The organism is Streptomyces sp. NPDC059816, assembly GCF_042732055.1.
Lineage (GTDB): Bacteria > Actinomycetota > Actinomycetes > Streptomycetales > Streptomycetaceae > Streptomyces.
Genome location: NZ_JBHWIQ010000018.1, coordinates 29,741 through 55,099, shown reverse-complemented (window position 1 = coordinate 55,099; position 25,359 = coordinate 29,741). Strand labels below are relative to the sequence as shown.

Here is a 25,359-nt window from a genome sequence, read left to right as displayed (position 1 = left end):
CGGTGCCCCACACCGTCATCCGTGCCAGGAACGCCACAGGGCCGCGTACGTGCCGCCCGCGGTGACCAGCTCGTCATGGCTGCCCAGCTCCGCGATCCGGCCCTGCTCCACCACGGCGATCACATCGGCGTCGTGCGCCGTGTGCAGCCGGTGGGCTATCGCCACGACGGTCCGGCCCTCCAGCACGTTGGCCAGCGACCGCTCCACCTCGCGAGCGGACCGTGGGTCGATCAGCGAGGTCGCCTCGTCCAGCACCAGGGTGTGCGGGTCCGCCAGCACCAGGCGGGCCAGTGCGACCTGCTGGGCCTGCGCCGGAGTCAGCGCCACACCCCCCGAGCCCACCTCGGTGTCCAGCCCGTCCGCCAGCGACGTGGCCCATGCATCCGCGTCCACGGCTTCCAAGGCTGACCACAACTCCTCGTCCTGCGCACCGGAACGCGCCAGCCGCAGGTTGTCGCGGAGCGTTCCCACGAAGACGTGGTGTTCCTGGTTGACGAGGGCCACATGGGAACGCACCCGCTCCGCGGGCATCCGGGACAGCTCGGCCCCTCCGAGGGTGATCGCGCCCGAGCCCGGCGCGTAGATGCCGGCCAGCAACCGGCCCAGGGTGGACTTGCCCGCCCCCGACGGTCCGACGAGGGCCACCCGGGTACCGGGCTCGACCTTGATCGACACGTCACGGAGCACGTCGACTCCCTCGCGGTACCCGAACCGGACGTGGTCGGCGTGGACCGTACGGCCCCCGGGAACCACCGAGGCGTCGCCCGCGTCGGGCTCGATGTCCCGCACGCCCACCAACCGGGCCAACGACACCTGGGCCACCTGGAGCTCGTTGTACCAGCGCAGGATCAGCGCGACGGGGTCCACCATCATCTGGGCGAGGAGCGCACTGGTCGTGAGCTGCCCGACCGTGATCCAACCGTTGAGGACGAACACACCGCCCACCATCAGCACGGAGCACAGCACGGTGATGTGCGTCAGGCTGATGACCGGGAACAGGATCGAGCGCAGCCACAGCGTGTAGCGCTCCCACGCGGTCCACTCGGCGACCCGGCGGTCGGACAGCTCCACCCGCCGTCCGCCCAGACGGTGCGCCTCCACGGTGCGCCCCGCGTCGACGGTCTCGGCGAGTGCGCCGGCGACGGCCGCGAGGCCGGCGGCTTCCGAGCGGTACGCCTGCGGTGCCCGCTTGAAGTACCACCGGGCCCCCACGACCAACAGGGGCACCGCGAGGAGGACCGCCGGAGCCAACGGGGGAGCGGTGACGGCCAACCCACCGAGCAGCAGCGCGACCCATACCGCACCGATCGCGAGCTGGGGAACCGCCTCACGCATCGCGCTGGAGAGACGGTCGATGTCGGTGGTGATGCGCGAGAGTAGATCGCCCGTCCCCGCCCGCTCCAACACCCCGGGCGGCAGCCGCACGGCCCGGACGAGGAAGTCCTCCCTGAGGTCCGCGAGCATCCGCTCGCCCAGGACCGCACCGCGCAGCCGGACCTGCTGGATGAAGAGCGCCTGGACGAGGAGCGCCAGGGCGAAGAACCCCACCGTCGGGCCGATCCGCAGCTCCTGCAACGTGGCGTCGCCCGCGGAAAGCCGTTCGACCAGCGAACCGAGCAGATAGGGCCCGACCATCGAGGCGATCACGGCTATGGAGTTCACCGTGACGAGGACCAGGAACGCCACCCGGTGCCGGCGCGCCAGCTCGCCGACGTAGGCACGTACGGTGCTGGGCCCACCGACCGGCAAGGTGCTCGCCGTCGTCGGAGCAGCGGGGTCATGGCTGGGGGGCGCGACGCCGATCATGCCTTCTCCTCCATCTCGCGGGTGACCACGGCCCGGTAGCGGGGTTCCCCGTCCAACAGCTCGCGGTGCGTGCCGACGGCCGCCACCGCACCCTCGTGCACCAGGGCCACCCGGTCGGCCCGGTCGAGCAGCAGCGGTGAGGAGGTGAACACCACCGTGGTGCGCCCGTCCCGCACCGCGCGGACACCCGCGGCGACCCGGGCCTCGGTGTGGGAGTCCACAGCCGAGGTCGGTTCGTCCAGCACGAGCACCTCCGGGTCGGTGATCAGCGAGCGCGCCAGCGCCAATCGCTGGCGCTGCCCGCCCGAGAGGGAACGACCGCGCTCGGTGATCCGCACGTCGAACGGGTCCGCTGCCTCGCCCGAGCTCTGGGCCAGTGCGGCCATGACGTCCGCGCACTGGGCGGCTTCCAACGCCCGCTCCGCCGACACCTTCCCCGACGCGGGGACGTCCATCAGGTCGCGCAGGGTGCCGGAGAGCAGTACGGGCTCCTTGTCCTGCACCAGGACGGCCGTACGGGCCGCGCCGAGCGACAGGTCGTCCAGTGCCGTTCCGCCCAGGAGCACGGACGGGCCCGGGTCGTCGTCCGTGGCCACGTGCCCCCCGAGGCGCTCGGCGAGTTCGCCCGCGACGTCCGGGTCCCCGCACACCACGGCGGTGAGCCGTCCGGACGGGGCCAGGAGCCCGGTGGTCGGGTCGTACAGGTCGCCGGCCGGGAGGGGGCCGTCCGCCGGCGCGACGCGCTGCTCGGCGGTGGCCCCGACACCGACGGTGGACGGGGTGTCCGGACCGTCTCCGTCGGGCCGCGGGCCAGGGCCCGGGGCCTCCACGGCCCGCTCGAACGAGAGGACCCGTGCGGCGCGCACCGCCGCGGGCCGGGAGAAGGAGTACGCCATCGCGAACTCCTCGAAGTGACGCAGGGGAAGGTTCAACAGCGTGACTGCGCTGTACACCGTCACCAGGGCGCCCACGGAGATGCTTCCGTCCTGGACGAGCAGCACCCCGCGCCACACCACGGCGACGAGGAGGACGCCCGGCAGGAAGACCTGGATCGCGGAGATCAGCGACCAGGTGCGGGCCGTGCGGACGGCGGCCCCCCGGACCGCCTGGGAGGCCGACCGGTACCGGCTGAGGAACAGTTCCTCACCGCCGATGCCACGCAGCACCCGCAGGCCGGCCACCGTGTCGGAGGCCAACTCGGTGGCGTACCCGGCCTTGTCGCGCTGCGCATCGGCGTGGCGGGCGGCGACGGGCAGCAGCGGGAGGACGCCCAGCACCAGAACGGGGGCGCCCACCGCCACGATGACACCGAGCTCGGGTACGTAGACGACGAGGCCGACGCAGATGACCAGGACCGTCACGACTGCGGCGGCGAAGCGGGAGAGGACGTCGACGAACCAGCCGATCTTCTCGACGTCCGAGGTGGAGACGGCGACGACCTCGCCGGCGGCCACGCGCCGTGTCAGCGCGGCCCCGAGCAGGGCGGTCTTGCGGACCAACAACTGCTGGACCCGGGCCGCAGCGGTGATCCAGTTGCTCATGGCGACGCGGTGCAACATGGTGTCGCCGAGGGCGATGCTCAGCCCGAGCAGGGCGAGCGCCCCACCCGCGAGGGCCAGTTGGGTCCCCGAACGGTCGACGACTGCTTCGACGGCGAAACCAACGGCGAACGGTAAGCCGGCCACGGCCATCAGGTGGATCAACCCCCACATGAGGGCTTTGAGTTGGCCGCCTAACTGGTTCCGCCCGAGCCAGAACAGGAACCGGGGGCCTGATCGCACGTCGGGCACACCGGGGTCGGCGTACGGGAGGTCTTGGATGTGCATGGTGTCCCAGGACTCGGATGTGGACAGAGGGTAGGTGGAGGGTGGAGAGGAAGCCGTCCGAGTGGACGGCGGACCTGAGCGTGCGCTGTCAGAACCGCGCGCGCGGTTTGGGAGCAGTCAACCGTGAAAGCCTCACCCTCCTCCCCTCGATCAAGCAAACGAATTGCCCATGTCCGGCGAGGAACCGACGGGACCCCGCTGCGCACTTCGCACGACGGTCGCCGACACTCGTCCACGCGGTGCGAACATGGGGTGCATGCTTACTGTCGCCGCGTCACGGCCCATGACCTTCGCTGTGGTCTGGGCCGCTCTCCTCACCCTGCTGGGCGCCTGCGGAACGGGCGGAGGCCCCCCGAGCAAGCCAGGAGCAAGTGACCAGGACGGCGTCTCTGCACCGGCCCGCCCCGAACCCCGCTCCGATCCCCACCCGGCTCGCTTCGACAGGATACCCGGCGTCGGCGACCGGATCCGCAACCGCATTCCGGCCACAACGCGGCAGGTCGTCGCGGTGTACGGAGACCACGAGGATTCCGCGAAGTCGACCGTGGTGCTATACACGAAACAGGCTACCGAATGGCGGGCGGCGCGCAGTTGGCCCGCGCACAACGGGCGGAAGGGGTGGACCCCGGACCATCGGGAGAACGACAAGCGCAGCCCGGTCGGCGTGTTCTCGCTGTCCGATGCCGGCGGGGTGCTGCCCGACCCGGGGAGCAAGCTCCCGTACGCGCACTCCGCTGCCTTCCAGGCGCCGCGTTACTGGGCCGAGCGTTACTGGAACGACTTCGACTACGTGATCGCCATCGACTACAACCGGGTGCAGGGCACCGCACCCAACGACCCGACCCGTCCGTTGGGCCGGTCCAAGGGTGGGAGCATCTGGTTCCACATGGACCACGGCAGTGGGACGTCGGGGTGCGTGAGTCTGTCGAAGTCCGGTATGGAGTACCTGCTCCGTACCCTCGACCCCGATCTGCGACCCGTCGTGGTGATGGGGGACCGGGCGCAACTGGGCGCGTAGCCGCTGCCGGCGGGCGGTTCGGGCGGTTCAGTCGGGCGGACCGGGCCGCGTGGCGCGTTCCAGCTCCCACACGACCGAGTGGTAGCGCTGACCCGTCGCATGGTCCATGCCGACCTCGCACATCCGGTTCGCCGAGAGGCGCGCGTCGAAGTCGCGTGCGGTCACCGCTGCGGCCTCCTTGCGGGTGGCGGACTCGGTGAGTTCCCTGTGCAGCATCCCCCGGTCGCCCGCGAAGGCGCAGCAACCGGCGTCCTCGGGCACCACCACCTCGTCGGCACACGCCTCCGCCACCGTCCGGAGCTGGGCCTCGTCGCCCAGGTGCCGCATCGAACAGGTCGGGTGGAGCACCGCCGAACCGACGGTGCGGTGAATCGTGAGGTGCGGGAGGAGCTCTTCGGCGGCCCACACGACGGAGTCGACGATCGTGAGCTCCCGGTGGATCTCCCTGTTGGCAGGGGTCAGGTACGGCACGACCTCATGGGCGATGCCGAGCGTGCACGAAGAGGCGTCCACGACCAGCGGAAGCCGCCCGCCCTCCGTCCAGGCCCACGCCGCCTCGACGATCCGGTTCGCCATCACGGCGTTGCCGGACTCGTACCCCTTGGAGTGCCAGATGGTGGCGCAGCAGGTTCCGGACACGTCGGAGGGGATCCACACCGGTTTGCCCGCACGGGAGGACACCGCGACCACGGCTTCGGGCAGCGACGGACTCCGCTGTCCGTCGGGCCCGCCGAAGATGCGGTTGACGCATGCGGGGTAGTACACGGCGGTGGCGCCCGCCCGGCTGGTGCGGGGCAGCGTGCGAGGGGCCGCCCCCGGGATGCCGGGTAGCCACTCCGGAACGAGGTCGGGGCGGACCGCTCTGCGCACCCCGCGCGTGATCGCGGTGAGCAGCCGGTCGCTGATGCGGTCCGCGGCCGCCACGGCGAGACGCGCGGACGCTTCGACCACCGCGAAGTGCCGGGCGGTGAACGCGGCCACGCGTTCTTCGCGCGGCGAGTGGCGTGCGTGCCGGAAGTCCTTCATCATCGCCCCGGTGTCGATGCCGACCGGACACGCCAGCTTGCAGGTGGAGTCACCGGCGCAGGTGTCCACGGCGTCGTAACCGTAGGCGTCCAGCAGCCTCTCCTCGACGGGGGAGCCCGCGGGCTGACGTGTCATCTCGCGGCGCAGCACGATGCGTTGCCGGGGTGTGGTCGTGACGTCCTGACTGGGACAGGTGGGCTCGCAGAAGCCGCACTCGATGCAGGGGTCGGCGATGAGCTCGATCTTGGGGATGGTCTTGAGACCACGCAGATGGGCCCTCGGGTCCCGGTCGAGGACGATACGGGGGGCCAGGATCCCGTCCGGGTCGATCAACTGTTTGACGCGCCACATCAACCCGGTCGCCCGCTCGCCCCATTCGAGTTCCAGGAAGGGCGTGATGTTGCGGCCGGTGGCGTGTTCGGCCTTGAGGGAACCGTCGAAGCGCTCCACCGTGAGTCGGCAGAACTCGTCCATGAAGTCAGCGTACCGCTCCACGTCAGAGGGGTCACCCGCGTCGAAGGCGAGCAGGAAGTGCAGGTTTCCGTGGGCCGCGTGGCCCGCGACGGCGGCGTCGAAGCCGTGTCGGGTCTGGAGTTCGAGCAGGGCCTCGCACGCTTCGGCGAGCCTTGACGGGGGTACGGCGAAGTCCTCCGTGATCAGGGTCGTACCGGAGGGGCGCGAACCCCCGACCGCGGTGACGAACGCCTTGCGGGCCTTCCAGTACCCGCTGACGGTCTTCGGGTCGCGGGTGAAGTCATTGGTGACCGAGGCGACGGGCCGCACCAGGTCCAGTGTGGCCAGCACCTCCCGCGCGGCCCTTTCGTACGCCTCCTGGGCCGTGGTGTCCGGGGCCCGGAACTCGACGAGGAGCGCAGCGGTGTCGCGGGGCAGCGTCGCCCAGTCGGCGGGCACGCCCTCCACGCTCACCGACGCCCTGAGGGTGTTCCCGTCCATCAGTTCCACGGCCAGTGCCCCGGCTTCATTGAACGGGGGCACCGCGGCTGCCGCTGCCGGGAGGGAGGGGAAGAACAGCAGCGCCGTCGTGACGTGTCGGTCCAGGGGCAAGGTGTCGAAGACGACTTCCGAGATGAACCCGAAGGTCCCCTCGGAACCCACCATCAACCCGCGCATGATCTCCACCGGGGTCGACCCGTCGAGGAAGGCGTCGAGGCGATAGCCGTTGGTGTTCTTGATCTCGTACTTGGCGCGGATCCGTGCGACCAGTTCCGGATCGGCCTCGATCTCCTTCTTGAGGCCCAACAACCCTTCGCACAGGGCCGGTTCCGCCAGGGCGAGCAGTGCGTCCGCTTCCGGGTCGGCGGTGTCCACGACGCTCCCCGAGGGGAGGACGAAGGTGAGGGAGGCCAGGGTGCGGTAGGAGTTCCGGGTGGTTCCGGCCGTCATTCCCGAGGCGTTGTTGGCGACCACACCCCCGAGGGTGCAGGCGATGGCGCTGGCCGGGTCGGGGCCCAGGACCCTGCCGTACCGGGAGAGCGTGGCATTGGCCCGGACGACCGTGGTCCCCGGCCCGATGCGCGCCCGGGCCCCGTCGTCGAGGACCTCGATGCCGGCCCAGTGCCTGCGCACGTCGACCAGGATGTCCTCGCCCTGTGCCTGGCCGTTGAGCGAGGTGCCCGCAGCACGGAAGACCACCTCCCGGCCCTTTCCGTGCGCGTAGGAGAGAACGGCTGAGACGTCGTCAATGTCCTCCGCGACGACGACGACCTGCGGCAGGAAGCGGTACGGGCTGGCATCGGACGCGTAGCGCACCAGATCCGACACCTTCGTGAGCACCTTGTCCGCGCCGAGGAGGGCGACGAGCTCACCGCGCAGCGGTTCTGGCGTGCCGTCGGAGAGTTCGGCGTCCACCCGGTCGGGGGCGGGGGCGGCCGGGCGGGAAACGGGGCGCAGGATGTCCGGGTCCGGCTCCAGAAGGGGCATGTGGTCCTCCTCGTTCCTTGTGCTCGCTTGTGCCCACTCGAACACACCCGAGCTGACCGCCGCGCACCGGGGCTCCTTTCATGATCGCCCCAAGTGCGGTCGGTGCACCCCATGACGCCCCACCGGATCCCGGAAACCCTTGCCGCCACCGTCGACGCGCGATGCCCGGCACCTGCTTCGCCGGGCCACGGCCGGCGGGGCGGCCTAACGGGATTCGGGACTCCGCCCCGATGTCAGGTCCGGGCCGTCGATCAGCGCCATCAGCAGGGCGCCGAGAACGTCGCGCTGGCCGGCGGTCAGTGGGGCGAGGATCTCCTCCGCCGCGGCGCGGCGCACGGACCGGAGCTCGTCGAGGGTCCGTCGTCCGGTGTCGGTGATCTCGATCCGGATCACCCGCCGGTTCGTCGGATCCGGCGCTCGGCGCACCTGGTCCGCGGCCTCCAGCCCGTCGACCAGGGTGGTGACGGCCCGGGGGACGACCTCCAGGCGCTCGGCGAGATCCGCCATGCGGGGCGGCGAGCCGTACAGCGAGAGCGTCCTGAGCAGGCGGGACTGGGCGGGGGTGATGCCGAGCCCGCGGGTCTCCAGGTGCCGCTTCTGGATGCGGTGCACACGACGCGTGAGCCGTAGCAACTGCTCGGCGAGGATGCCGTCAGCGTCCGGGGTGTTCATGTCGGAACAGTAGCAGGACCTATGTCATTGTGAACATAGGTAACTATGAGCTATGCTCGCTGAAGCGGCTCCGGATCGCCGTGCCGGGCTCCCTCCCGGCCCGGTCATTTCTGCGCTCGAAAAGAGACGCCGCCCCGCATCCGTCCTTTCCCCGGAGGAGGCCCGTGCCCGCCGAAGTGAGCTCCCTGACGACCGCCCCCTCCGCGCCCGAGGGGGCGAGACAGCTGCGCCGCATCCTGCGACTCTTCCGTCCCTACACCGGCAAGCTCGTCATCGTCGGTCTGCTCGTCGCTGCCGCCTCGGTGGCCTCGGTGGTGACGCCCTTCCTGCTGAAGGCGATCGTGGACACCGCGATCCCGGAGGGTCGTACGGTCCTGCTGAGTCTGCTGGCGCTCGGCATGGTCCTCAGCGCTGTGGTGACGAGTGTGCTCGGCGTCCTCCAGGTCCTGATCTCCACCACGGTCGGACAACGTGTGATGCACGATCTCCGCACCGCGGTGTACGCGCGCCTCCAGAGCATGTCCCTGGCCTTCTTCACCAGGACCAGGACCGGAGAGGTCCAGTCCCGCCTCGCCAACGACATCGGCGGCATGCAGGCGACGGTGACCTCCACGGCGACGTCCCTGGTCTCCAACCTCACCGCCGTCGTCGCCACGATCGTCGCCATGCTGGCGCTCGGCTGGCGGCTCACCGTGGTGTCCCTGCTCCTGCTGCCCGTTTTCGCCTGGATCAGCCGCCGCGTGGGTCGGGAGCGCAAGCGGATCACCACCCAGAGACAGAAACAGCTGGCCGTCATGGCCGCCACCGTCACCGAGTCGCTCTCCGTCAGCGGTATCCTCCTCGGTCGCACCATGGGGCGGGCCGACTCCCTCACGGACTCCTTCGCGAAGGAGTCCGAGCGACTGGTCGACCTCGAAGTGAGCTCCAGTACCGCGGGACGCTGGCGCATGGCCGTCATCACCATCGTCATGTCGGCCATGCCCGCCGTCCTGTACTGGTCCGCGGGAATGGCCTCCGCGTCCGGCGGGCCCGCCGTCTCCATCGGTACCCTCGTCGCCTTCGTCTCGCTCCAGCAGGGGCTCTTCCGCCCCGCGGTCAGCCTGCTGTCAACCGGGGTGGACGTACAAGCGTCACTCGCCCTGTTCCAGCGCATCTTCGAGTACCTGGACCTTCCCCCTGACATCACCGAATCGGCCGAGCCCGTCCAGTTGGGCCACGTCAAGGGCGAAGTCGCCTTCGAGCAGGTCGGATTCCGTTACGACGACCAGAGCCGAGCCGTGCTCGACGGGATCGACCTCGCCGTCCCGGCCGGCGGCAGCCTCGCGGTCGTCGGGGCCACCGGGGCGGGCAAGTCGACCCTCGGTCACCTGGTGCCGCGTCTCTACGACGTGAGCGCGGGCCGCGTGACCATCGACGGGGTCGACGTGCGGGACGTGGACTTCGGCACCCTGGCGCGCACCGTCGGCGTGGTGTCCCAGGAGACCTACCTGTTCCACGCGACCGTCGCCGAGAACCTGCGGTTCGCCCGCCCCGAAGCCACCGACGCGGAACTGGTCGCAGCGGCTCGCTCGGCTCAGATACACGACCACATAGCCGCGCTTCCCGAGGGCTACGACACGGTGGTGGGGGAGCGTGGGTACCGCTTCTCGGGGGGCGAGAAGCAGCGGCTCGCCATTGCCCGCACCATCTTGCGCAACCCGCCGGTGCTGGTTCTGGACGAAGCGACGAGCGCGCTCGACACCCACACCGAATCCGCGGTACAGGCGGCCCTGGAGGCCGTGTCCGAGGGGCGCACCACCATCACCATCGCCCACCGGCTCTCCACCATCAGGGGCGCCGACCACATCGTGGTTCTCGACGAGGGGCGGATCGTGGAGCGCGGCACCCACCAGGAACTGCTCGCCCTGGAGGGCCGTTACGCCGCGCTGGTGCATCAAGACGCCGAACTGGAGCCCGCAAGATAACCATGTGCGTGGTTCGTCGACCTTGTCGGGTTAACGTGCCGCCATGCAGACCGAGACTCCGCGTCGTCGCCCGATCCGTCTCACACGCCGCGGCCGGATCGCCCTGGTCGCTGTCGGAGCGGTCGTGGTCGGTACCTCGATCGCCGTCCCCATGGCCCTGCCCGGCGGGCAGCCCGCCGAACCCGGTTCCCTGACCGTGCCGGAGGGCTGGCGCGCCGACCAGGTGTACACGGCTGTCGACAAGGCGCTCGCCCTCCGGGCCGGTACCACCAGGAAGGAGGTGCCCACGATGCGTCTGGCGCTCCCCGCCGACGCGCGGGGGAACCCCGAGGGCTATCTGCTTCCGGCCACCTATCCGGTCACCGCCAAGACGACACCCCGCTCACTGCTGTCGTCGATGGTGAACAACGCCAACAAGAGGTTCCGCGCGGGCCCGGTCGCCGCCGGTGCCAGCGGCGCCAGCACGCTGAACCTGTATCAAACGGTGACGATCGCGAGCATCATCCAGACCGAAGCCGACGACAAGACCGACATGGGCAAGGTCGCACGAGTGATCCACAACCGGCTGGAGCAGGGGATGCCCCTCCAGATGGACTCCACGATCGACTACGTGCTCAACCGGAGCACATCGCACAGCGACAACGACGACGCCCGGGTCGACACCCCCTACAACACCTACACCCGCACCGGACTGCCCCCCACCCCCATCGCCAGCCCCGGCGACCAAGCCCTGCGCGCGGCAGTCGCTCCGCCACCGGGCGACTGGCTGTACTTCGTCACGGTGAAACCCGGTGACACGCGCTTCACCGCTGAGTACGAGGACCACCAGCGCAATGTGACCGAGTTCAACCAGAACCAGAACCAGAGCCCGGACGCCCGGTCGCCCTCGCCCACCTCATGACGGGTACAGCCCACTGAGTCGGCCTCTGCACGGCCCGTGACTCACGTCGAGACCAACGAGTCCGACAGCAACCGTCGGATGTCGCGCACCGCGGCGCGTCCGGCCCGGTTCGCTCCGATCGTGCTCGCCGACGGCCCGTAACCCACCAGGTGGACCCGGGGATCGGCGACCGCCCGTGTTCCCTCCAACTGGATGCCGCCGCCAGGCCCGCGGAGCCGCAGCGGGGCCAGATGGTCGGTCACGGGACGAAAGCCCGTGGCCCAGAGGATGACGTCGACCTCGATGCTCCGCCCGTCCTCCCAGACCACCCCCTCCGGCGTGATCCGGTCGAACATCGGCAGCCGCTCCAGCACCCCACTGGCACGCGCGGCCTTGACCGCGTCCGTGAGTGGGAGGCCGGTCACCGACACCACGCTCCGTGGCGGGAGCCCCGCTCGTACCCGCTCCTCGACCAACGCCACCGCGGACCGTCCCGCCTCGGCGTCGAACGGTTCCTCGACGAACACCGGAGGCCGTCGCGTCACCCAGTGGGTCTCGGCGGCGTACGGAGCCAGCTCCATCAGGTGCTGCGTTCCCGACGCCCCACCGCCGACCACCAGCACGCGCCGACCGGCGAACCCGCCCGGCCCCCGGTACTGGGCGGTGTGCAGTTGCTCGCCCCGGAAGGTCTCCTGCCCGGGGTACCGGGGCCAGAAGGGCCGGTCCCAGGTACCCGTCGCGTTGATCACGGCACGGGTGGCCCACCGCCCCGACGTGCTCTCGACCAACAGTCTGCCGTTCTCCCCCTCCCGTACCGCGCTCACGTCGACGGGACGGCGAACCCGCAGGTCGAAGGTGTGCTCGTACGCCGTGAAGTACTCTCCGATCACCTCGGAGGACGGCCGGGCGGGGTCGGCGCCGGCCAGCTCCATGCCGGGTAGCGCGTGCATGCCGTGCACCCTGCCGTACGTCAGCGTCGGCCATCGGAACTGCCAGGCCCCGCCAGGCCCGGGCGAGTGGTCGAGCACCACGAAGTCGTCATCCGGTACGAAGCCGGTGCGCCGCAGGTGGTAGGCGCTGGACAGCCCGGCTTGCCCGGCGCCTATGACCACGACCTCCACCTGCGGAACGGTGACGCCGTCGACGTTGCTCAGGTCCCCGATATCGTTCACGCTTCTACTAACCAGCTTGGTGGGTCGGAGCTTCCCCCCGGCCAAGTTCACGACCGTGACCTGGGACACCACGGGAGCCCGAAATGCCCACCACAGGGCCGGTACGCACCGCCGAACGGCGCCCGCGCCCGCGAGGACCCGCGCCCGGTCGGCCACGGTTCCCCCGTCCGCGCCCGTCCGGATGGGAGCGGTGATCCAACGGTCCGGGCGGGTCCTGGGCCAGCATGGAACCATGTCCCACACCTTCACCACTTGCGTACTCGACGTCACCACCGGTTCCGGCGAGACGGTCATGGACCTCACCGAGAACTGCACGTCCTTCCTGAGGGACGTCGCCGTGGGCCGGGACGGCCTGCTCAACGTCTTCGTCCCGCACGCCACGGCGGGCGTCGCCGTGATCGAGACCGGCTCGGGCAGCGACGACGACCTCCTGGCCACCCTGCACCAACTGCTCCCGGCGGACGATCGCTGGCAGCACCGACACGGTAGCCCCGGACACGGACGCGACCACGTCCTCCCCGGGCTCGTGGCCCCGCACGCGACGCTGCCCGTCGTCGGCGGGGAACTCGCTTTGGGTACCTGGCAGTCGGTCTGTTTGGTGGACACCAATATCGATAATGTCAATCGTCAAGTGCGGCTGAGCTTCTTGGGCTGATAGAGCAGTTCAAGATCGTCCTGTTGGTGGCGCCGATTCTCCTGCGTTCCGGCAATACGGAAGAAAGAAGCGCGGTACCGCCCTGGGCGCAATCAGACGGCCGCACGACGGCTGCGGACAATGCCCGGGGCGGTGGCCAAGCGCTTGGCCTCGGGAGCAATCGGCTGCTCCTCACCTTGGCAGGGCGGAGCGTGGGCCAGTTGCGCCGCGCGTCAGCGCCTTCGCCGATCCTGTTCGACCACGGCGAGGACGGCGTCGACCGCCTCTGGAGCGACCCGGTTCAGTGTTGGCAGGACGCGGTACCAGGTGTCGGTCCCAAGAGCTTCGCGGACCATCCCCGGTATGAGGGGGTGGGCAGTCGGCGGCGCTGGGCACAGAGCACGGGCGATGGTGCACAGGATTGTCAGCGTCCAGTCGTCGGCTTCGGCCGTCACGTCCAGAAGCACGGGCGTTCCGGCCAGATGGCCGGCCACTGCGGCCAGGGCGACTCCGCGAGCGTCGGAGTCCGGGACGCCGGCGATCGTCGTGTACGCCCGTTCCGGGTCGCCGAGCGATGCCTGGAGTACAGCGAGGCAGGCGAGCATCAGGGGCTGCGCCCCGAGACGGGCGCGGGCCGAGGTCTCCAGGACGGCGAGTCGGGCCTCCGTCGGAGCGCCAGCGGCATGATCGGCCAAGGCGCCGAACACGTCGGCCGTGAACGCGTCGTGCGCCACGGGTCCCGGGGACGTGACCACGGCCTGCGGGGCCAGTACCGCCTCCACGGCCAGCGCAGTCCGGCGGTATACGCCTCCGGTACGGCCAAGCAGTCTGCGGCCGTCCGCAGGAGCCGCCCAGGCCCGTGCCCGCTCGGCGGCTCCGGCCAGGGCGAAGGCCTGAGCGACGAGACTCCGCGCCAGGGGCGATTGGTCGCCGGAGACGCGGTCCGCCGCTTCCGCCGCCGTCTCCGCGCACCGGAGAGCCGAGGCAGGACACCGCAGGGATGCCACGGAGGCCGACGCCCACGCGTGTACGGCGAACAGCGGGTCCCGCGACCCGGTCGCCAGGAGGCCACGCTCACCGAGGTGGCAGAGCCAGGCGACGGGGGTCTCGGGAACGGAGGTCCGTTTCATGAACCGGTCGACGCTGAGCCGGAGCCCGGGCGCGTCCCCGAGTTCCGACAGCCGTCGCGCATCCCCGCACAGCTCGTCGTACTCATTCGCTTCGTCGGCTTCGGGGCAGGGGTCGCCGGTGTCCTCTACCCAGACCGTGGCGTCGGTCAGGGGCGGGCCGGGCTCCGGCTCGACCGCGTCGACATCGGCGGAGAACTGTCCGGGACGCTGCCGACGCGCATTCGCCCGCGCGGGATCGGTCGTAGCCACAGCCGCCCGGATCTCCCTCGCGCAGGAGAGTGATCCCTCCGGGGACTCTTCCTGGTACTCCGCCTCACGCAGCAGTTCGTCCAGCAGGTCGTTCGCGTAGTGTGGCTCGGAATCGAGGAGCAACGAGGCGACCTCGGCCGCCGAGGCAGCCAGGTCTCGCCGCCAGAAGTCGACCGACCTCAGCAACCGGTCCGCGTCATGGGGCAGCCCGGCCGCAGCGAGGGCGACGGCGACCTCCGCCACCACCGTTCCGGCCCGGCCGACCGCTCGATCTCCCACCGGATTCTGGTACTGGGCCCGCTCCGCCCACTCGGCGGCTTCCGTCGCGAGCCGCCGTGCCTCCTCGACCGGCTGTGGCTTCGCCGCGAGCAGGGTGGGGACCGCCTCAATGAGCCGCAAAGCTCTGGAGGCCGGATCCGGAGCGGACAGCGCGAGGGAACGGGCCCGTGCGATGTCGCCGACCGAGGCCAGTGCCCGCAGCACCTCCACCGGAACATGTCGGCCACCGCTGGCCAGCAGGGACCGTGAGGCGGCTGCCGAGGCGAGGACGACAGACGTCGGCCGTGCCTTGACGACCTCTTCGAGGGAGGCGACCGCGAGATCGGGCCGGCCCAGATCGGCGAGGCGCAGCAGCCGCCGGTGATCAAGCGCGAAGTCGGTGAAACGGCCGAGGTCCCCACGGGAGCGGACCAGTTCGGGATAGTGCTGGAGCAGAAAGGCGGGGGTGGTCTCGGGCCAGCCCCGGGCGCGGTGGTCGTCGGCCCACGTGTCCAGGCGCGCGGTCAGGGCCGCGAGTCCGCGCACCCCGAACAGGCCCTGCGCCGTGCTGTGCAGTGTTGAGTGCGCCAGGACGAACGTGTCCGGGGCGAGGTCCTCCGGCCCGAGCACGCGCCCGGCCACATTGCGCAGGAGCCGCTCCAGGTCGTAGGGGAGCGGCGCGGCGCGTCCCCCAGTAGCGATGAGGTCGGCCAGATCCTCGTAGCCGAGGCCGCCGCGGTTGGCGACGGTCAGGAACCCGAGGGCCTCCCGTCCCGGCCCTGCCTTGTCGTCGCACAGCCGGGTGAGGTCTTCATAGGCGGTGTCCCGCAGTACGGCGGCCTCGGGGGAGGGTCGGAACCCCGGCAGTTGCTCGGCTTTCCGCAGCGGGTGGCCCGCAGGGACGTCACTGGGTAGGGGCGGGTAGGGGCGCATGCCGACCAACACGGTGAGGCCCGCGCACAGACGCTGCGGAAGGAGGGAAGCGATGCTGGGCTTCGCGCCTCCCGCCCCGGTGTCCTCGTCCAGCCCGTCGATGACCAGGAGCAGCTTCCGGCCGCGCTTGACGCTCTTCTCCGCCGCCTGCTCGTACAGTGCCGGGAGCGCGGCCGGTGTGTCCTGGCTTCGGGCTGCCTTCTTCCCGGCGCACAGGGCCAGTTGGCCCACCGCGGTCCTCACGAAGTCATCGGAGTCCTGCGCCGCAGTGCCCTGCCGCACGAAGTACGCGATGACATCCGTGTCCGCCGGTACATGGGACGCGACCCACGATGCCAGGAGCGCGCTCTTTCCCGCCCAGGCCGGCGCCACGAGGGTCAGATACCCGGGCGTCACCGACCGCGCACGCAACACGGAGGCGAGGCGTTCGAGATCCACGTCGCGGCCGACGAGGTCGGGAGGGCACCAGCCCCGGGCCGTGTGGCGGAAGTGGAAGGGAGCGGTTTTGGAGCGGGGATTCTTGGGAGGTCGGCCGCCCACTCTGGCTTTTCGTTCGTCCTGCGCTGCGGCGAAAGCGGAGAGCCATGCCTCCCGGGGGATCGGGCGGCGATCGAGCTTCGACTCCAAGTGGTCCACCAGGGCCATGAACAGGGCCAGGTCGTCGGGCGTGGTACTTCCTCGGAGCCAATTGCTGAGTCTTGACGTCCAGGACCTGAGGTCCTTGTCCCCACGGAACCCCAGCGCCATCCCGACCCGCGAGTAGGAGAGCCCGGTGGGACTGGCCTCCTTGGCCTCGTCGTACAGCCCTTTCAGAAGGCCGGACAACCAGCCCAGCGCGACTTTGCCTTCAGCGTCGCCCATGCCGCCCTCCAACGTCCAACATAAGTTACCGGACGGAATCCTCCCTGGCCGTGACCAGGCTCGCAGCGTCCTTCGGAGCCGTCAGGAAGTCGCAGGAAACCCATCGGACGGAGGACAACTGCTCCACCGCCGCCCGGCACTTCGACTGGGCGGTCCTTCTCGGAGGGAAACCCACCATGCACGCACTACTCGTCGACGCCACGGCTCTGGCAGCCGTCACCGGCCTGGCCTACACCGGGACTGTGCTCGGCGTCGCCTTCGTCTCGGTTGCCTCGCGCAACCCCGAACGACGCCGGGACGCCCGGACGACCCTGACGATCCTCGTACGACGTCGCCCGCAGCGCTGACGTCCCGTGAGCCCGGTCGCCTCAGTTCCGCCGGCCTCGCCTGAGGGCCGTTGACGCTTCAACTTGCAACCAAAGAGCGCGTGTTGCCAAAATCCGCTCGCGCTTTGCGGTCGTCCTTGCAGCTGTGCAAGACTGCGGATCTCGGCAGGTCGAGCTCGCCTCTCGTCGCTCCGTGGCCTGGGGCTTCCCCAGCTCACAGAGCGCAGGAGGGGGCGTACATGGACGAATGTCCGCGATCGCGACCGAGGCCGCTGCTCACGGCGAGGAGGTGGTGCAGGAAGCATCGGAGTGCCCTGGTCCTGATGGTGATCGAGATCGCCGTTGCGGCTGTGGTTGCTCGCCTTGTAGCGGGGCTGTGAGGTCTCTCCCGGAATGAGGCCGGGAGAGACCGTCACAGGCCACGGCCGGGACCTTCGGCTGCCGGGAGGCGGCTTGTTCGTCCCGGTCGTGGCGGTCAAGAGGCCACGCTGAAGTGACGATAACAGGAAGCCGCCGAGCACTGACTACCCATGCCTCGCGCCCGCGAGGATGACCCGCAAAGGGCGCGCGTCGGCAAGGCCGACCGCCTCTTCTCCCCGCGTCCGCGGGGATTCGCTACTGATACCGGTCTGCCGTCTCTGCCGGTGGATCATCCATACAGCATCGAGGTTCTCGCACCATGGCACCGGCCGATCCGGTAGACATGCCCAACATGCATTCCAATGAAGTCTGTTGGGACCCCCGTGAGCACCACTGCGTTCGAGCGTCGGCGTTGGACGGCACGGTGACGGAGCTGAACCTGGTGGATCTGTTCCGGCGGGCCGAATCGCTCCGGGACGTGGACGGGGCCACCCCGGGTGAGAAGGTCGCCTTCGTCGAGTTCCTGCTGGCGCTGTGCTACGCCTCCGGGACCTATCCGTCGTCGCCGGGGGAGTGGGACCGCTGGGTGCGGGAGGAGTCTTCCCTGGAGGGGGTCGCGGCCTGGCTGGTCCGGCAGCCGAACGAGGACTGGAACCTCTTCCATCCGACGCGGCCCCTGGGCCAGAACGCCCTGCTGGCGCCGTTCCTGGAGGAACACGGCACCGGACCGGCGCAGCTCGTCATGGAACGCGCTGGTGACTACAGCCAGTTCGCCGATCACCGCCACCTTGAGCACGAGGTCCCCCTGCCAGCGGCCGAGGCGTTCCGGGCCATGCTGACCCAGCACTGTTTCGGGCTGGCGGGCCGGGCTCGGATCTCCGGCAAGGAGACGCTCGGTCCGGCTGTCACCAATCTGGCCACTGGCCGCCTCGGTGGCCGCGTCAGGGTTCTCGCGCTGGGCAGGACCCTCGGGCACACGCTGCGTCTCAACCTCACCCCCACCACCGACGATCCGGGTGCGCTCAATCTGACCTGGACAGAAGGACCGATCCGGCGGAGGGGCTTCACGGCCAAACCACCGCCGCGACCGGTGAGGGGATTCGCCGATCTGCACAGCCCGCTGGGGCGATCGGTGCTGATGCGGCCCGAGGCCGGAACGAACGGCGACCGTGCCACCGTCGACCGGGTCCTGATCGGTGCGGGCGAACTGCTCGACCTGGATCCCGCTCTGCACCTCCAGGACGCCGTCATGTCGGAGACCCGGACGGGCGTGAGCAAGCCCCTGTGGCCTTCGCCCACGCGGGACCTCTGGCGTGAGGCCCACGCCCTCTACGCCGCGGTGGAGAAGGCAGCCGGCGGACTCTACACGCGACTGGCCCGCTTGCCGAAGGAGCAGGGGAGCGGCTGCCGTACTTTCGAACTCTTCGCCGTCGGTCTGCTCGCCAACAAGACCGCTGCGACCTGCTGGGTGACCAGTGCGGCGCCCTTCGCACCGGGACGGGCACCCGAGCTCCACCTGGCGTCAGAACGGGGTTCCGCGGTGGCCGAGTACCTCGCCCGCAGCCTGGACAGGGCCGCGTTCGCGGCCTGGGAGATCGCGTACCCGAATCCCAAACCCGCCGACAAGAAGGCCCAGATCGCCCGCTTCGACGCGCGGGGGGAACAGTGGAAGGCGACCGAGCACCCTTACCACACCCTGCTCGCAGACGTCGCGGACGGAGCCGAGGTGGCGGACTGCCTGCCCGGCTACGCCGAATGGCTCGTGGAGCTGGCAAGCGGATTCCTCGACAAGCGCCTGGATTCGCTGCCGCCGAACGGACAGGGGCTGCGCGCCCGCGCGGCGGCCCGGTCGCGCTTCGAGAAAGAACTCAGCAGCTCCCGCGCACCCGTGGAGCTCGCCACCCTCGTGGACGGACGAGTATGACCGACGAACTGTCACCGGACCTCCCGGAGACGGGCCCCGAGTTGCTCACCGACTGGCTGGTCTCGCTGGTGCGCGGCCGGAGGTACGGCGAGCTCGCGGACCTGCGGCGTCCGGCGGCGCACACCCACACACTTATCCGGGCCGGCTGGTACGCGCCGCCGGGAGCGGATCGGGAGAACTACGAGTACGTGGCCTTCCTCTTCGCCGTGTACCACCGGGGAATGTCCAAGCCGACGCGCGGCAGCGGCAGCCTGGGGGCGGCGGCCCGGCGAATCGGCGGCCCGGAGAAGCGCGGGCCGGACGATCCGGGCGCCACCCGGCTGGTCGATCGGATCGTATCCAGTCGGCGCGTCCCCCACCGGCATCTCCAGCACACCGTCGCCCGCTTGCGCGCGTGCGAGCAGCAACCACCGTCCTGGGCCGGTCTGGTCGAGGATCTCGAACGCTGGGGTGACCGTACGGCGCGTATCGCCTACGGCTGGGCGGTCGATTTCCACGAGCCGCGGAACACCAGGAACAGGACCATGCAGAAAGGCAGCAGCACGTGACTGAGAGCACCGCCTCGCGGAGCCAGTTCCTTTCCCTCCATCTTCTGGAGACGCTTGCCGCCGTCCTGCCCGTGCGGGACGAGAACAATTCGCCGAAATCCATTGTTTATGGAGGTGTCGAACGGCACATGATCACCAGCCAGGCCCGGCGGCGTGCCGAACGCATGCACGCCCGGAAGCGGGCCAACGCTGGGGTCGGCCCACTCGTGGGACGGACCACCGGCCTGCGGACGCGGGAGTGGGCCCTCATCGCGGCGCGTGAGCTGGAGACCGCGCACGGCTGGGAGTGGGACGAGGCCGTGACCACAACGCGGGCCGTGCTGGAAGCCACCGGGCTGAAGTTCGGCGAACCGGCCAAGAAGACCGTCGCCAACCTCACCAAGGTGCTCCTGTTCGCCCCGTCGGACGCCGGTGAGCGGATCGCCGCGCACATCGCGGAGAATGCCGGCGAGCTGACCGGCTGGCGGGAGACGTACCTCGCGGCGCAGAAGGCGGCGGTCAAGCCGAAGCGGGGCACGCGTAGGACGTCCGACGACGCCGAGTCGGCTGGCGGAGCGGACGGCGGGCGGGTGGAGAGCACGGATCTGCCGCCGCTGCCAAAGGAGTCCCGGGCTGCGGTGCTGACCGCGCTGGCACCCCGTGACGCCATCGACATCGCGCTGTACGGGAGATTCCTCGCGGAGATCGCAGATTCGCCCAACGTCGACGGCGCCGTGCAGAGCGCACACGCGTTCACCATCCATGAAGCGGAACAGGTCGACGACTTCTACGCCGCTGCCGACGACGTCAAGCTGGAGCGGAAACGCAACGCACTGGACTTCCTGGACGCCGCAGACAACGGGGGCGCTGGCATGACGGGGTACCAGTCGCTCATCTCCGGCACTTTCTACCGGCACTCCGTGCTGGACCGGCACCAGCTGAGGACCAACCTGCGGGCGGCCGGCATGACCGAGACCGAGGCAGGCGAGGCGGCAGTCGCGGCCGAGCAGGAGTTCGTCAACGCGTTCGTCGACGCCTTCCCCGAGGCGAAGAAGAACTCCACCGCCTCCACCGGATCGCTGCCCGCCCTTGTGCTGGTCTTCGAGGGCGACCGCCCGTACAACTACGCGTCCGCATTCCAGCGGCCGGTGATCGAGGACCCCCGGTACAAGGACGGAGAGGGTCCGGCAGGGCCGGCGGGCGTGGCGCGACTGCTCCGGCACCACGCGTTCGTCAGCCGGCGCAGGACGGACATCCGTGCGGCGCGCCTGCTCACATACGACGCCGAGATCGATGCCCTGCTTGATGAGTCCGGCGTGCCGGACGGCACCCGGGTGGACTCGATTGAGGGTCTGCTCCCGTGAGCCATGTCCTGCTTCTCAGGCTGGCGGCGCCCCTGCAGTCCTGGGGAGTGGCCTCCCGATTCGCGCCGCGCCGTGATTCGCACGGGCGTCCCACAAAGTCGGCCGTCATCGGGATGTGCGCCGCGGCGCTCGGGCTGCCGAGGGACATGCCGTCCGAGGAAGCCGGACCGTCCCGGGAGGGGCGGGGGACGGCGCGCACGCTCTTCGGAGAGCTCGCCGACACCGTCTTCGCCGTACGCGCCGACCACCCGGGTGTACCGGTACGGGACTACCACACGGTGGGCGCCGGGCGGTATCCGCTGAGTCCACGTGACATCGTCACGGACCACCGGCGGGCCGCCGCCGTATCGGCCTCCCTCGACGCGGCCACAGGGGACCGGTTCGGTGACCATGCCCTCAGTGGCTGGTACGGCGCACCCAAGAAGATCGCGGCCGACCCCGTCTCGGGCACGCTGGTCTCACGCGAGCTACAGCGTTCCGCCCTCATCACCGAGCGGTGGTACCTCGCGGACGCCACCTTCCTCGTGGGGCTCCAGCACGAGGACCGGCAGTTCCTGGAATCAGTGGGAGAGGCGCTGGAGTACCCCCGTCGGTTGTTGTGGCTGGGCCGCAAGTCCTGTCCGCCGTCCGGCACCCTGTCCCTCGGGGTCGTCCCGGGTGACGCGGTGACCGTCTTCCGTACCCGTTCGCTCCTGCCGGGTCCGGACGGCACGGCGGACACAGGGCGCCGGCTTTGGGCGTGGTTCCAAGTACCGCCTGGGGAACCGGGTGCCACGTCTGTGCAGGACCAGCCGGTGGGCTTCCACGTGTTGGGGCCCGAGCACACCACCCGCTGGGAGGTCCGTCGGCGGATCACCCTCGACCCGAACGCCACTGAGTGGGAAGAGATCATCCCGTGAGTGATTCCCCGCAGCAGAGCCGCACGACATCGACGGCGCTTGCCCGATTCGTCGCCACCCACTCCGTTCTGACACTGGATGCGCGTCACCCCTACGTGGCCAAGTCCCTGATCGACGCCCAGGAGATGCACCGGACGGTCATGAGCGGGTTCAAAGGGTGGGTTGACAACGGCAGCCCCGACGCACGCGCCCAGATGGGCGTGTTGTCGACCTGGACCGTCGACCTCAAAGCGGCGGCACTCGTCCTGGTCGTCCAGTCGAGGGTCACGGCGGACTGGGCACACGTCCCGAAGGGCGCACTTCGGGACGCCCCGCAGCTCATCACCGTTGATCAGACGTTCCGGACTGGTGACACGGTCGGCTTCCGGGCAGTGGTTAACCCCACCTACAGTCGACCCCGGACCGGGCCCGACGGGGAACCGGTCCGGGGCAAGCGGGTGGCGCACACTACTCAGGCCGGCATACGGAAGTGGTGCGCGCATCACTTCGGGCATGGAAAGACCCCGGGAAGAGTGGGAGCAATCACGGACCCGGACGCTCTGTCCGTGCGTTCGCTGCCCCTGGCCTCCAGCGCCGATCCAGACCGGGCCGTGCGGATCGCACGCGCCGAGGTACGAGGCACGCTGACCGTGGCTGATCCGGGTGTGTTCGTCACCGCGCTCTCCGACGGTGTGGGCCGCGGGCGTGCGTATGGATGCGGGCTCGTACTGACGCGTTGACCCCGAGGATTCGGCGCGCAGTCATGAAGGATGCCGCCTGGCGGGTCCGTTGTGGTGCCGAGAATCAGGTAGGCCCTTTGGTTGCTCCTGACGGCGGCATCTGGGATGAGTACTCATGATGATCGTCAATGCCGCCACCTGTCCCCTCGCAGGACCGTGAGCTGACGGACCGGACTTTCGCTCGGCCGATTCCCTTCCTTCAGCAGCGCGCTTGGCGGGCTTCCGGGTCGCGGCGACCCGGCCATCGTCCGGGTGACATGGTCAGGGACGTCTACCAGGCTTGGCTTCCACGGGAGAACGAACCCGCCGGGAGACCAGTACAAAGAGGGGCCCATGGCGCGGTGCACAACAACACCAGTCGGCTGCGTGCAGTGTTCGTCCGGCTGCAGGGGACTGGTGCGTGTCGCAATCCGGGTAGCCTGGGGGTTGTCTTTGCGGAGGTTGGCGGACACCAACCGCGACAATCCGCGCCGTCAAGTCCGGCTGAGTTTCCTGGGCTGAACCTACGCGTGCGACACGGGAGGCCTCGCGCGGTACGCGCCGTAACGGCGCCGCCCCCGGGCAGTCGGCGAGCCTGAGCGACGTCTGCGACCGTTCGGCGCGCTGGGCGGCTTCCAGGGCGACCCGTGGGTGACCACCACCGTCGGAACACCCGCGCCAGGCTGACCGAACCCGCGGGTGTTCGCGCTCGAACGAGCGGTGAGAGCCCGGCGGCCCGGGACGGTAGTACGGTGGCGGTACCGAGCGCACCTCGCACGCCGTCATCCGTTTCGGCGTCGCCCTCGGGTCACGGCCAATGCCGGAGCGCATCGCGCCCGGTCGGAAATGAGCCGCCCCACATGAGTCCGATGAGCCTCGGAGTACTCGCTTCCTCCCGCAAGGAGAACGAGTTCCGCTTGCCGCTGCACCCCCGCCACCTCGACCGGGTCGCCCCGGACGTACGCGAGAAGGTCTTCCTGGAAGAGGGGTACGGCCAACGGTTCGGCATCGCCGATGACGCGCTGCGCCCACTCGTGGCCGGCCTGCGCTCCCGCGCGGGGCTCCTCGACGAGTGCGACGTCCTGTTGCTGCCGAAACCGATGCACGACGACGTCGCCGAACTGCGCGAGGGCCAGGTGCTGTGGGGATGGCCGCACTGCGTGCAGGACGAGAAGATGACCCAGATCGCCATCGACCGACGGCTGACGCTGATCGCTTGGGAAGCCATGAACCACTGGACCTCCGCCGGCGCGTCCAGTGTCCATGTGTTCCACAAGAACAACGAGCTCGCCGGCTACTGCTCGGTGCTGCACGCCCTCCAACTCGGTGGGCTGACGGGTAGCTACGGACGCCGTCTGCGCGCGGTGGTCATCAGCTTCGGCGCCACGGCACGCGGTGCGGTCACGGGCCTGGGCGCCATGGGGGTTTCCGACGTCACGGTACTCACCCGGCGCGCCGCCACGGCGGTGGCGTCACCGATGCCCTCGGTCGTGATGGGCCACTTCCAAGAACAGGAGGACGATCCGACCCGCCTGGAAGTGGTCAGCGAGACCGGTTCCGTGCCGATGGCGGAGTACTTGGCCGGGTTCGACGTTATCGTCAACTGCGTCTTGCAGGACACCGACGCACCGCTCACGTTCGTCACCGACGAGGATCTTCCCCTCTTCCGGCCGGGAACCTTCTTCGTCGACGTCGCCTGTGACGAGGGCATGGGCTTCACCTGGGCCCGCCCGACGACCTTCGATGAGCCCGTGTTCGGGGTGGGGCGGGACTGCCACTACTACGGGGTGGACCACAGCCCGTCGCACCTGTGGAACTCCGCGACCTGGGAGATCAGCGAGGCCCTCCTTCCCTACCTGCACACGGTCATGAGCGGTCCCGAGGCATGGGACGCCGACGTCACGGTCAGACGGGCCATCGAGATCCGTGACGGCGTCGTCCGGAACCCCAAGATCCTCTCCTTCCAGCACCGGTCAGCCGCCTACCCGCACGCTTCCGAAGCCCGGGAGCCCCGGTTGAGCAGCGCCATGTCGAGGTGACGAGGTTGCCCACCGCCTGGAGGCGGAACCCGCCCGGGGAGTTCCGTAGCCCTCCTCTGAACCCGGCGGCGCCAGCGGCTTCGTGATGCCGTCCCTGCCCCGGGAGGTCGGATCGTCGATCCGGTCCGGGCGGGACGGGATCGCCTCACGCGGACGGCTGTTCCCGAGAGGTCGGCGAGGTGTCGAGGGGGCGCAGGAAGCGGCGTTCGTAGCGGCGGATGCACTTGGTCCGACGGGCCAGTTCGAACGCCGCCTGGCACGCGGGGTCGGTGGCGCTGTCCGCCCGATAACGTTCGTACTGAGCGAAGTCGGGGAACGAGAAGAGGGCGTAGGCGATGTCGCTGTCACCCTCGCTCGGGAGGAAGTAGCCGTGATGGGTGCCGCCGAAGCGGTTGACGAGGCCGACCCATCGGCGGCCGTACTCTTCGAAGTCCTCGATGCGGTCGGGGTCGATCTCGTACTTCAGATGAATCGTGATCATGTGTGCTCTCTTCCCTGCTCCTGTTGTCGGGCCCCGAACGCCGGGACCTGTAGCCCTCGAAGCCCGGGCCTCGCGGTCCGGAGCTTACGAGCGCCGGGGAGCCGGAGGGAATCCCGCCACGCCACGACGCGCCCCCGATGAATGCGTGTTGCTCCTGCCACTGTTCCCCCGTCTGTCAGGGGCGCCTCGTGCAACGCGGTCGTGTGGCAGCCGGCGACATCACCGGAGACGGCTAGACCGACCTCATGCGGACCCGTCCGGCCGTGGGGGGGGGGGCCCCCGCGCCGCGCGGGGCCCCGCGCCCGGCGGGGGGGGCCCGGCCCGCCCGCCCCCCCCCCCCCCCCACGGGCCGGAACCCGCGCCGCGGGCGG

At 70.1% G+C, this 25,359-nt stretch carries 18 protein-coding genes; 11 read left to right on the top strand and 7 right to left on the bottom strand.

What is annotated here, in order from left to right; genetic code table 11:
* Positions 1-15 precede the first annotated feature (15 nt).
* The gene (locus ACFV88_RS23355) at positions 16-1,806 is read right to left on the bottom strand and encodes an ABC transporter ATP-binding protein (protein WP_385493727.1); all 1,791 of its coding nucleotides are present in this window, start codon (positions 1,804-1,806) and stop codon (positions 16-18) included.
* Positions 1,803-3,632, bottom strand: a complete 1,830-nt coding sequence (locus tag ACFV88_RS23350) for an ABC transporter transmembrane domain-containing protein (protein ID WP_385493726.1) — start codon at positions 3,630-3,632, stop codon at positions 1,803-1,805. Before ACFV88_RS23350 ends, ACFV88_RS23355 begins: the two co-directional genes overlap by 4 nt.
* A gap of 256 nt (positions 3,633-3,888) precedes the next feature.
* On the opposite strand from ACFV88_RS23350, the gene ACFV88_RS23345 reads away from it, so the two are divergent.
* The gene (locus ACFV88_RS23345) at positions 3,889-4,650 is read left to right on the top strand and encodes a L,D-transpeptidase family protein (protein ID WP_385493724.1); all 762 of its coding nucleotides are present in this window, start codon (positions 3,889-3,891) and stop codon (positions 4,648-4,650) included.
* Between the two features lie 27 nt (positions 4,651-4,677).
* On the opposite strand, the gene ACFV88_RS23340 is transcribed toward ACFV88_RS23345, so the two are convergent.
* Both ACFV88_RS23340 and ACFV88_RS23335 read right to left on the bottom strand, forming a co-directional pair.
* A complete protein-coding gene (locus ACFV88_RS23340) occupies positions 4,678-7,617 on the bottom strand; it encodes an FAD-binding and (Fe-S)-binding domain-containing protein (RefSeq protein WP_385493723.1) in 2,940 nt (979 codons plus the stop codon).
* Between the two features lie 204 nt (positions 7,618-7,821).
* Positions 7,822-8,289, bottom strand: coding sequence for a MarR family winged helix-turn-helix transcriptional regulator (locus ACFV88_RS23335; protein ID WP_385493722.1), 468 nt, complete (start codon positions 8,287-8,289; stop codon positions 7,822-7,824).
* A gap of 164 nt (positions 8,290-8,453) precedes the next feature.
* On the opposite strand from ACFV88_RS23335, the gene ACFV88_RS23330 reads away from it, so the two are divergent.
* Both ACFV88_RS23330 and mltG read left to right on the top strand, forming a co-directional pair.
* Entirely contained in the window at positions 8,454-10,253 is a 1,800-nt protein-coding gene (locus tag ACFV88_RS23330; RefSeq protein WP_385493721.1) for an ABC transporter ATP-binding protein, read from the top strand.
* Between the two features lie 43 nt (positions 10,254-10,296).
* Positions 10,297-11,154, top strand: a complete 858-nt coding sequence (gene mltG, locus ACFV88_RS23325; protein ID WP_385493719.1) for an endolytic transglycosylase MltG — start codon at positions 10,297-10,299, stop codon at positions 11,152-11,154.
* A 41-nt stretch (positions 11,155-11,195) separates the two neighbouring features.
* Here the strand turns inward: mltG and ACFV88_RS23320 are convergent, their stop codons facing one another.
* A complete protein-coding gene (locus ACFV88_RS23320; RefSeq protein ID WP_385493718.1) occupies positions 11,196-12,305 on the bottom strand; it encodes an NAD(P)-binding domain-containing protein in 1,110 nt (369 codons plus the stop codon).
* A gap of 232 nt (positions 12,306-12,537) precedes the next feature.
* On the opposite strand from ACFV88_RS23320, the gene ACFV88_RS23315 reads away from it, so the two are divergent.
* Complete coding sequence (locus ACFV88_RS23315) at positions 12,538-12,960, top strand: YjbQ family protein (RefSeq protein ID WP_385493716.1); 423 nt, start codon at positions 12,538-12,540, stop codon at positions 12,958-12,960.
* A gap of 212 nt (positions 12,961-13,172) precedes the next feature.
* Here the strand turns inward: ACFV88_RS23315 and ACFV88_RS23310 are convergent, their stop codons facing one another.
* Positions 13,173-16,370 carry a hypothetical protein gene (locus ACFV88_RS23310; protein ID WP_385493715.1) on the bottom strand — a complete coding sequence of 1,066 codons (3,198 nt, stop codon included), beginning with the start codon at positions 16,368-16,370 and terminating at the stop codon, positions 13,173-13,175.
* A 50-nt stretch (positions 16,371-16,420) separates the two neighbouring features.
* Here ACFV88_RS23310 and ACFV88_RS23305 point away from each other — a divergent pair, with 50 nt between their 5' ends.
* From ACFV88_RS23305 to ACFV88_RS23275, 7 genes are all read left to right on the top strand, one after another.
* Entirely contained in the window at positions 16,421-16,717 is a 297-nt protein-coding gene (locus ACFV88_RS23305; RefSeq protein WP_385493713.1) for a hypothetical protein, read from the top strand.
* A 763-nt stretch (positions 16,718-17,480) separates the two neighbouring features.
* On the top strand, positions 17,481-18,980 hold the full coding sequence (locus ACFV88_RS23300; protein ID WP_385493712.1) for a type I-E CRISPR-associated protein Cse1/CasA: 1,500 nt from the start codon (positions 17,481-17,483) through the stop codon (positions 18,978-18,980).
* Entirely contained in the window at positions 18,977-19,528 is a 552-nt protein-coding gene (casB, locus tag ACFV88_RS23295; RefSeq protein ID WP_385493710.1) for a type I-E CRISPR-associated protein Cse2/CasB, read from the top strand. Before ACFV88_RS23300 ends, casB begins: the two co-directional genes overlap by 4 nt.
* Complete coding sequence (locus tag ACFV88_RS23290) at positions 19,525-20,871, top strand: type I-E CRISPR-associated protein Cas7/Cse4/CasC (RefSeq protein ID WP_385493709.1); 1,347 nt, start codon at positions 19,525-19,527, stop codon at positions 20,869-20,871. Before casB ends, ACFV88_RS23290 begins: the two co-directional genes overlap by 4 nt.
* Positions 20,868-21,770: a CRISPR-associated protein Cas5 gene (gene cas5, locus ACFV88_RS23285; RefSeq protein ID WP_385493708.1), complete on the top strand. Its 903-nt coding sequence runs from the start codon at positions 20,868-20,870 to the stop codon at positions 21,768-21,770. The genes ACFV88_RS23290 and cas5 overlap by 4 nt, the downstream gene beginning before the upstream one ends.
* Positions 21,767-22,489 (top strand): type I-E CRISPR-associated protein Cas6/Cse3/CasE, encoded by a 723-nt coding sequence (gene cas6e, locus ACFV88_RS23280; protein ID WP_385493707.1) that lies wholly within the window; start codon positions 21,767-21,769, stop codon positions 22,487-22,489. The genes cas5 and cas6e overlap by 4 nt, the downstream gene beginning before the upstream one ends.
* Before the next feature lie 839 nt (positions 22,490-23,328).
* A complete protein-coding gene (locus tag ACFV88_RS23275; protein WP_385493705.1) occupies positions 23,329-24,507 on the top strand; it encodes a N(5)-(carboxyethyl)ornithine synthase in 1,179 nt (392 codons plus the stop codon).
* Between the two features lie 145 nt (positions 24,508-24,652).
* On the opposite strand, the gene ACFV88_RS23270 is transcribed toward ACFV88_RS23275, so the two are convergent.
* On the bottom strand, positions 24,653-24,988 hold the full coding sequence (locus tag ACFV88_RS23270; protein WP_385493704.1) for an NIPSNAP family protein: 336 nt from the start codon (positions 24,986-24,988) through the stop codon (positions 24,653-24,655).
* Between the last annotated feature and the right edge of the window lie 371 nt (positions 24,989-25,359).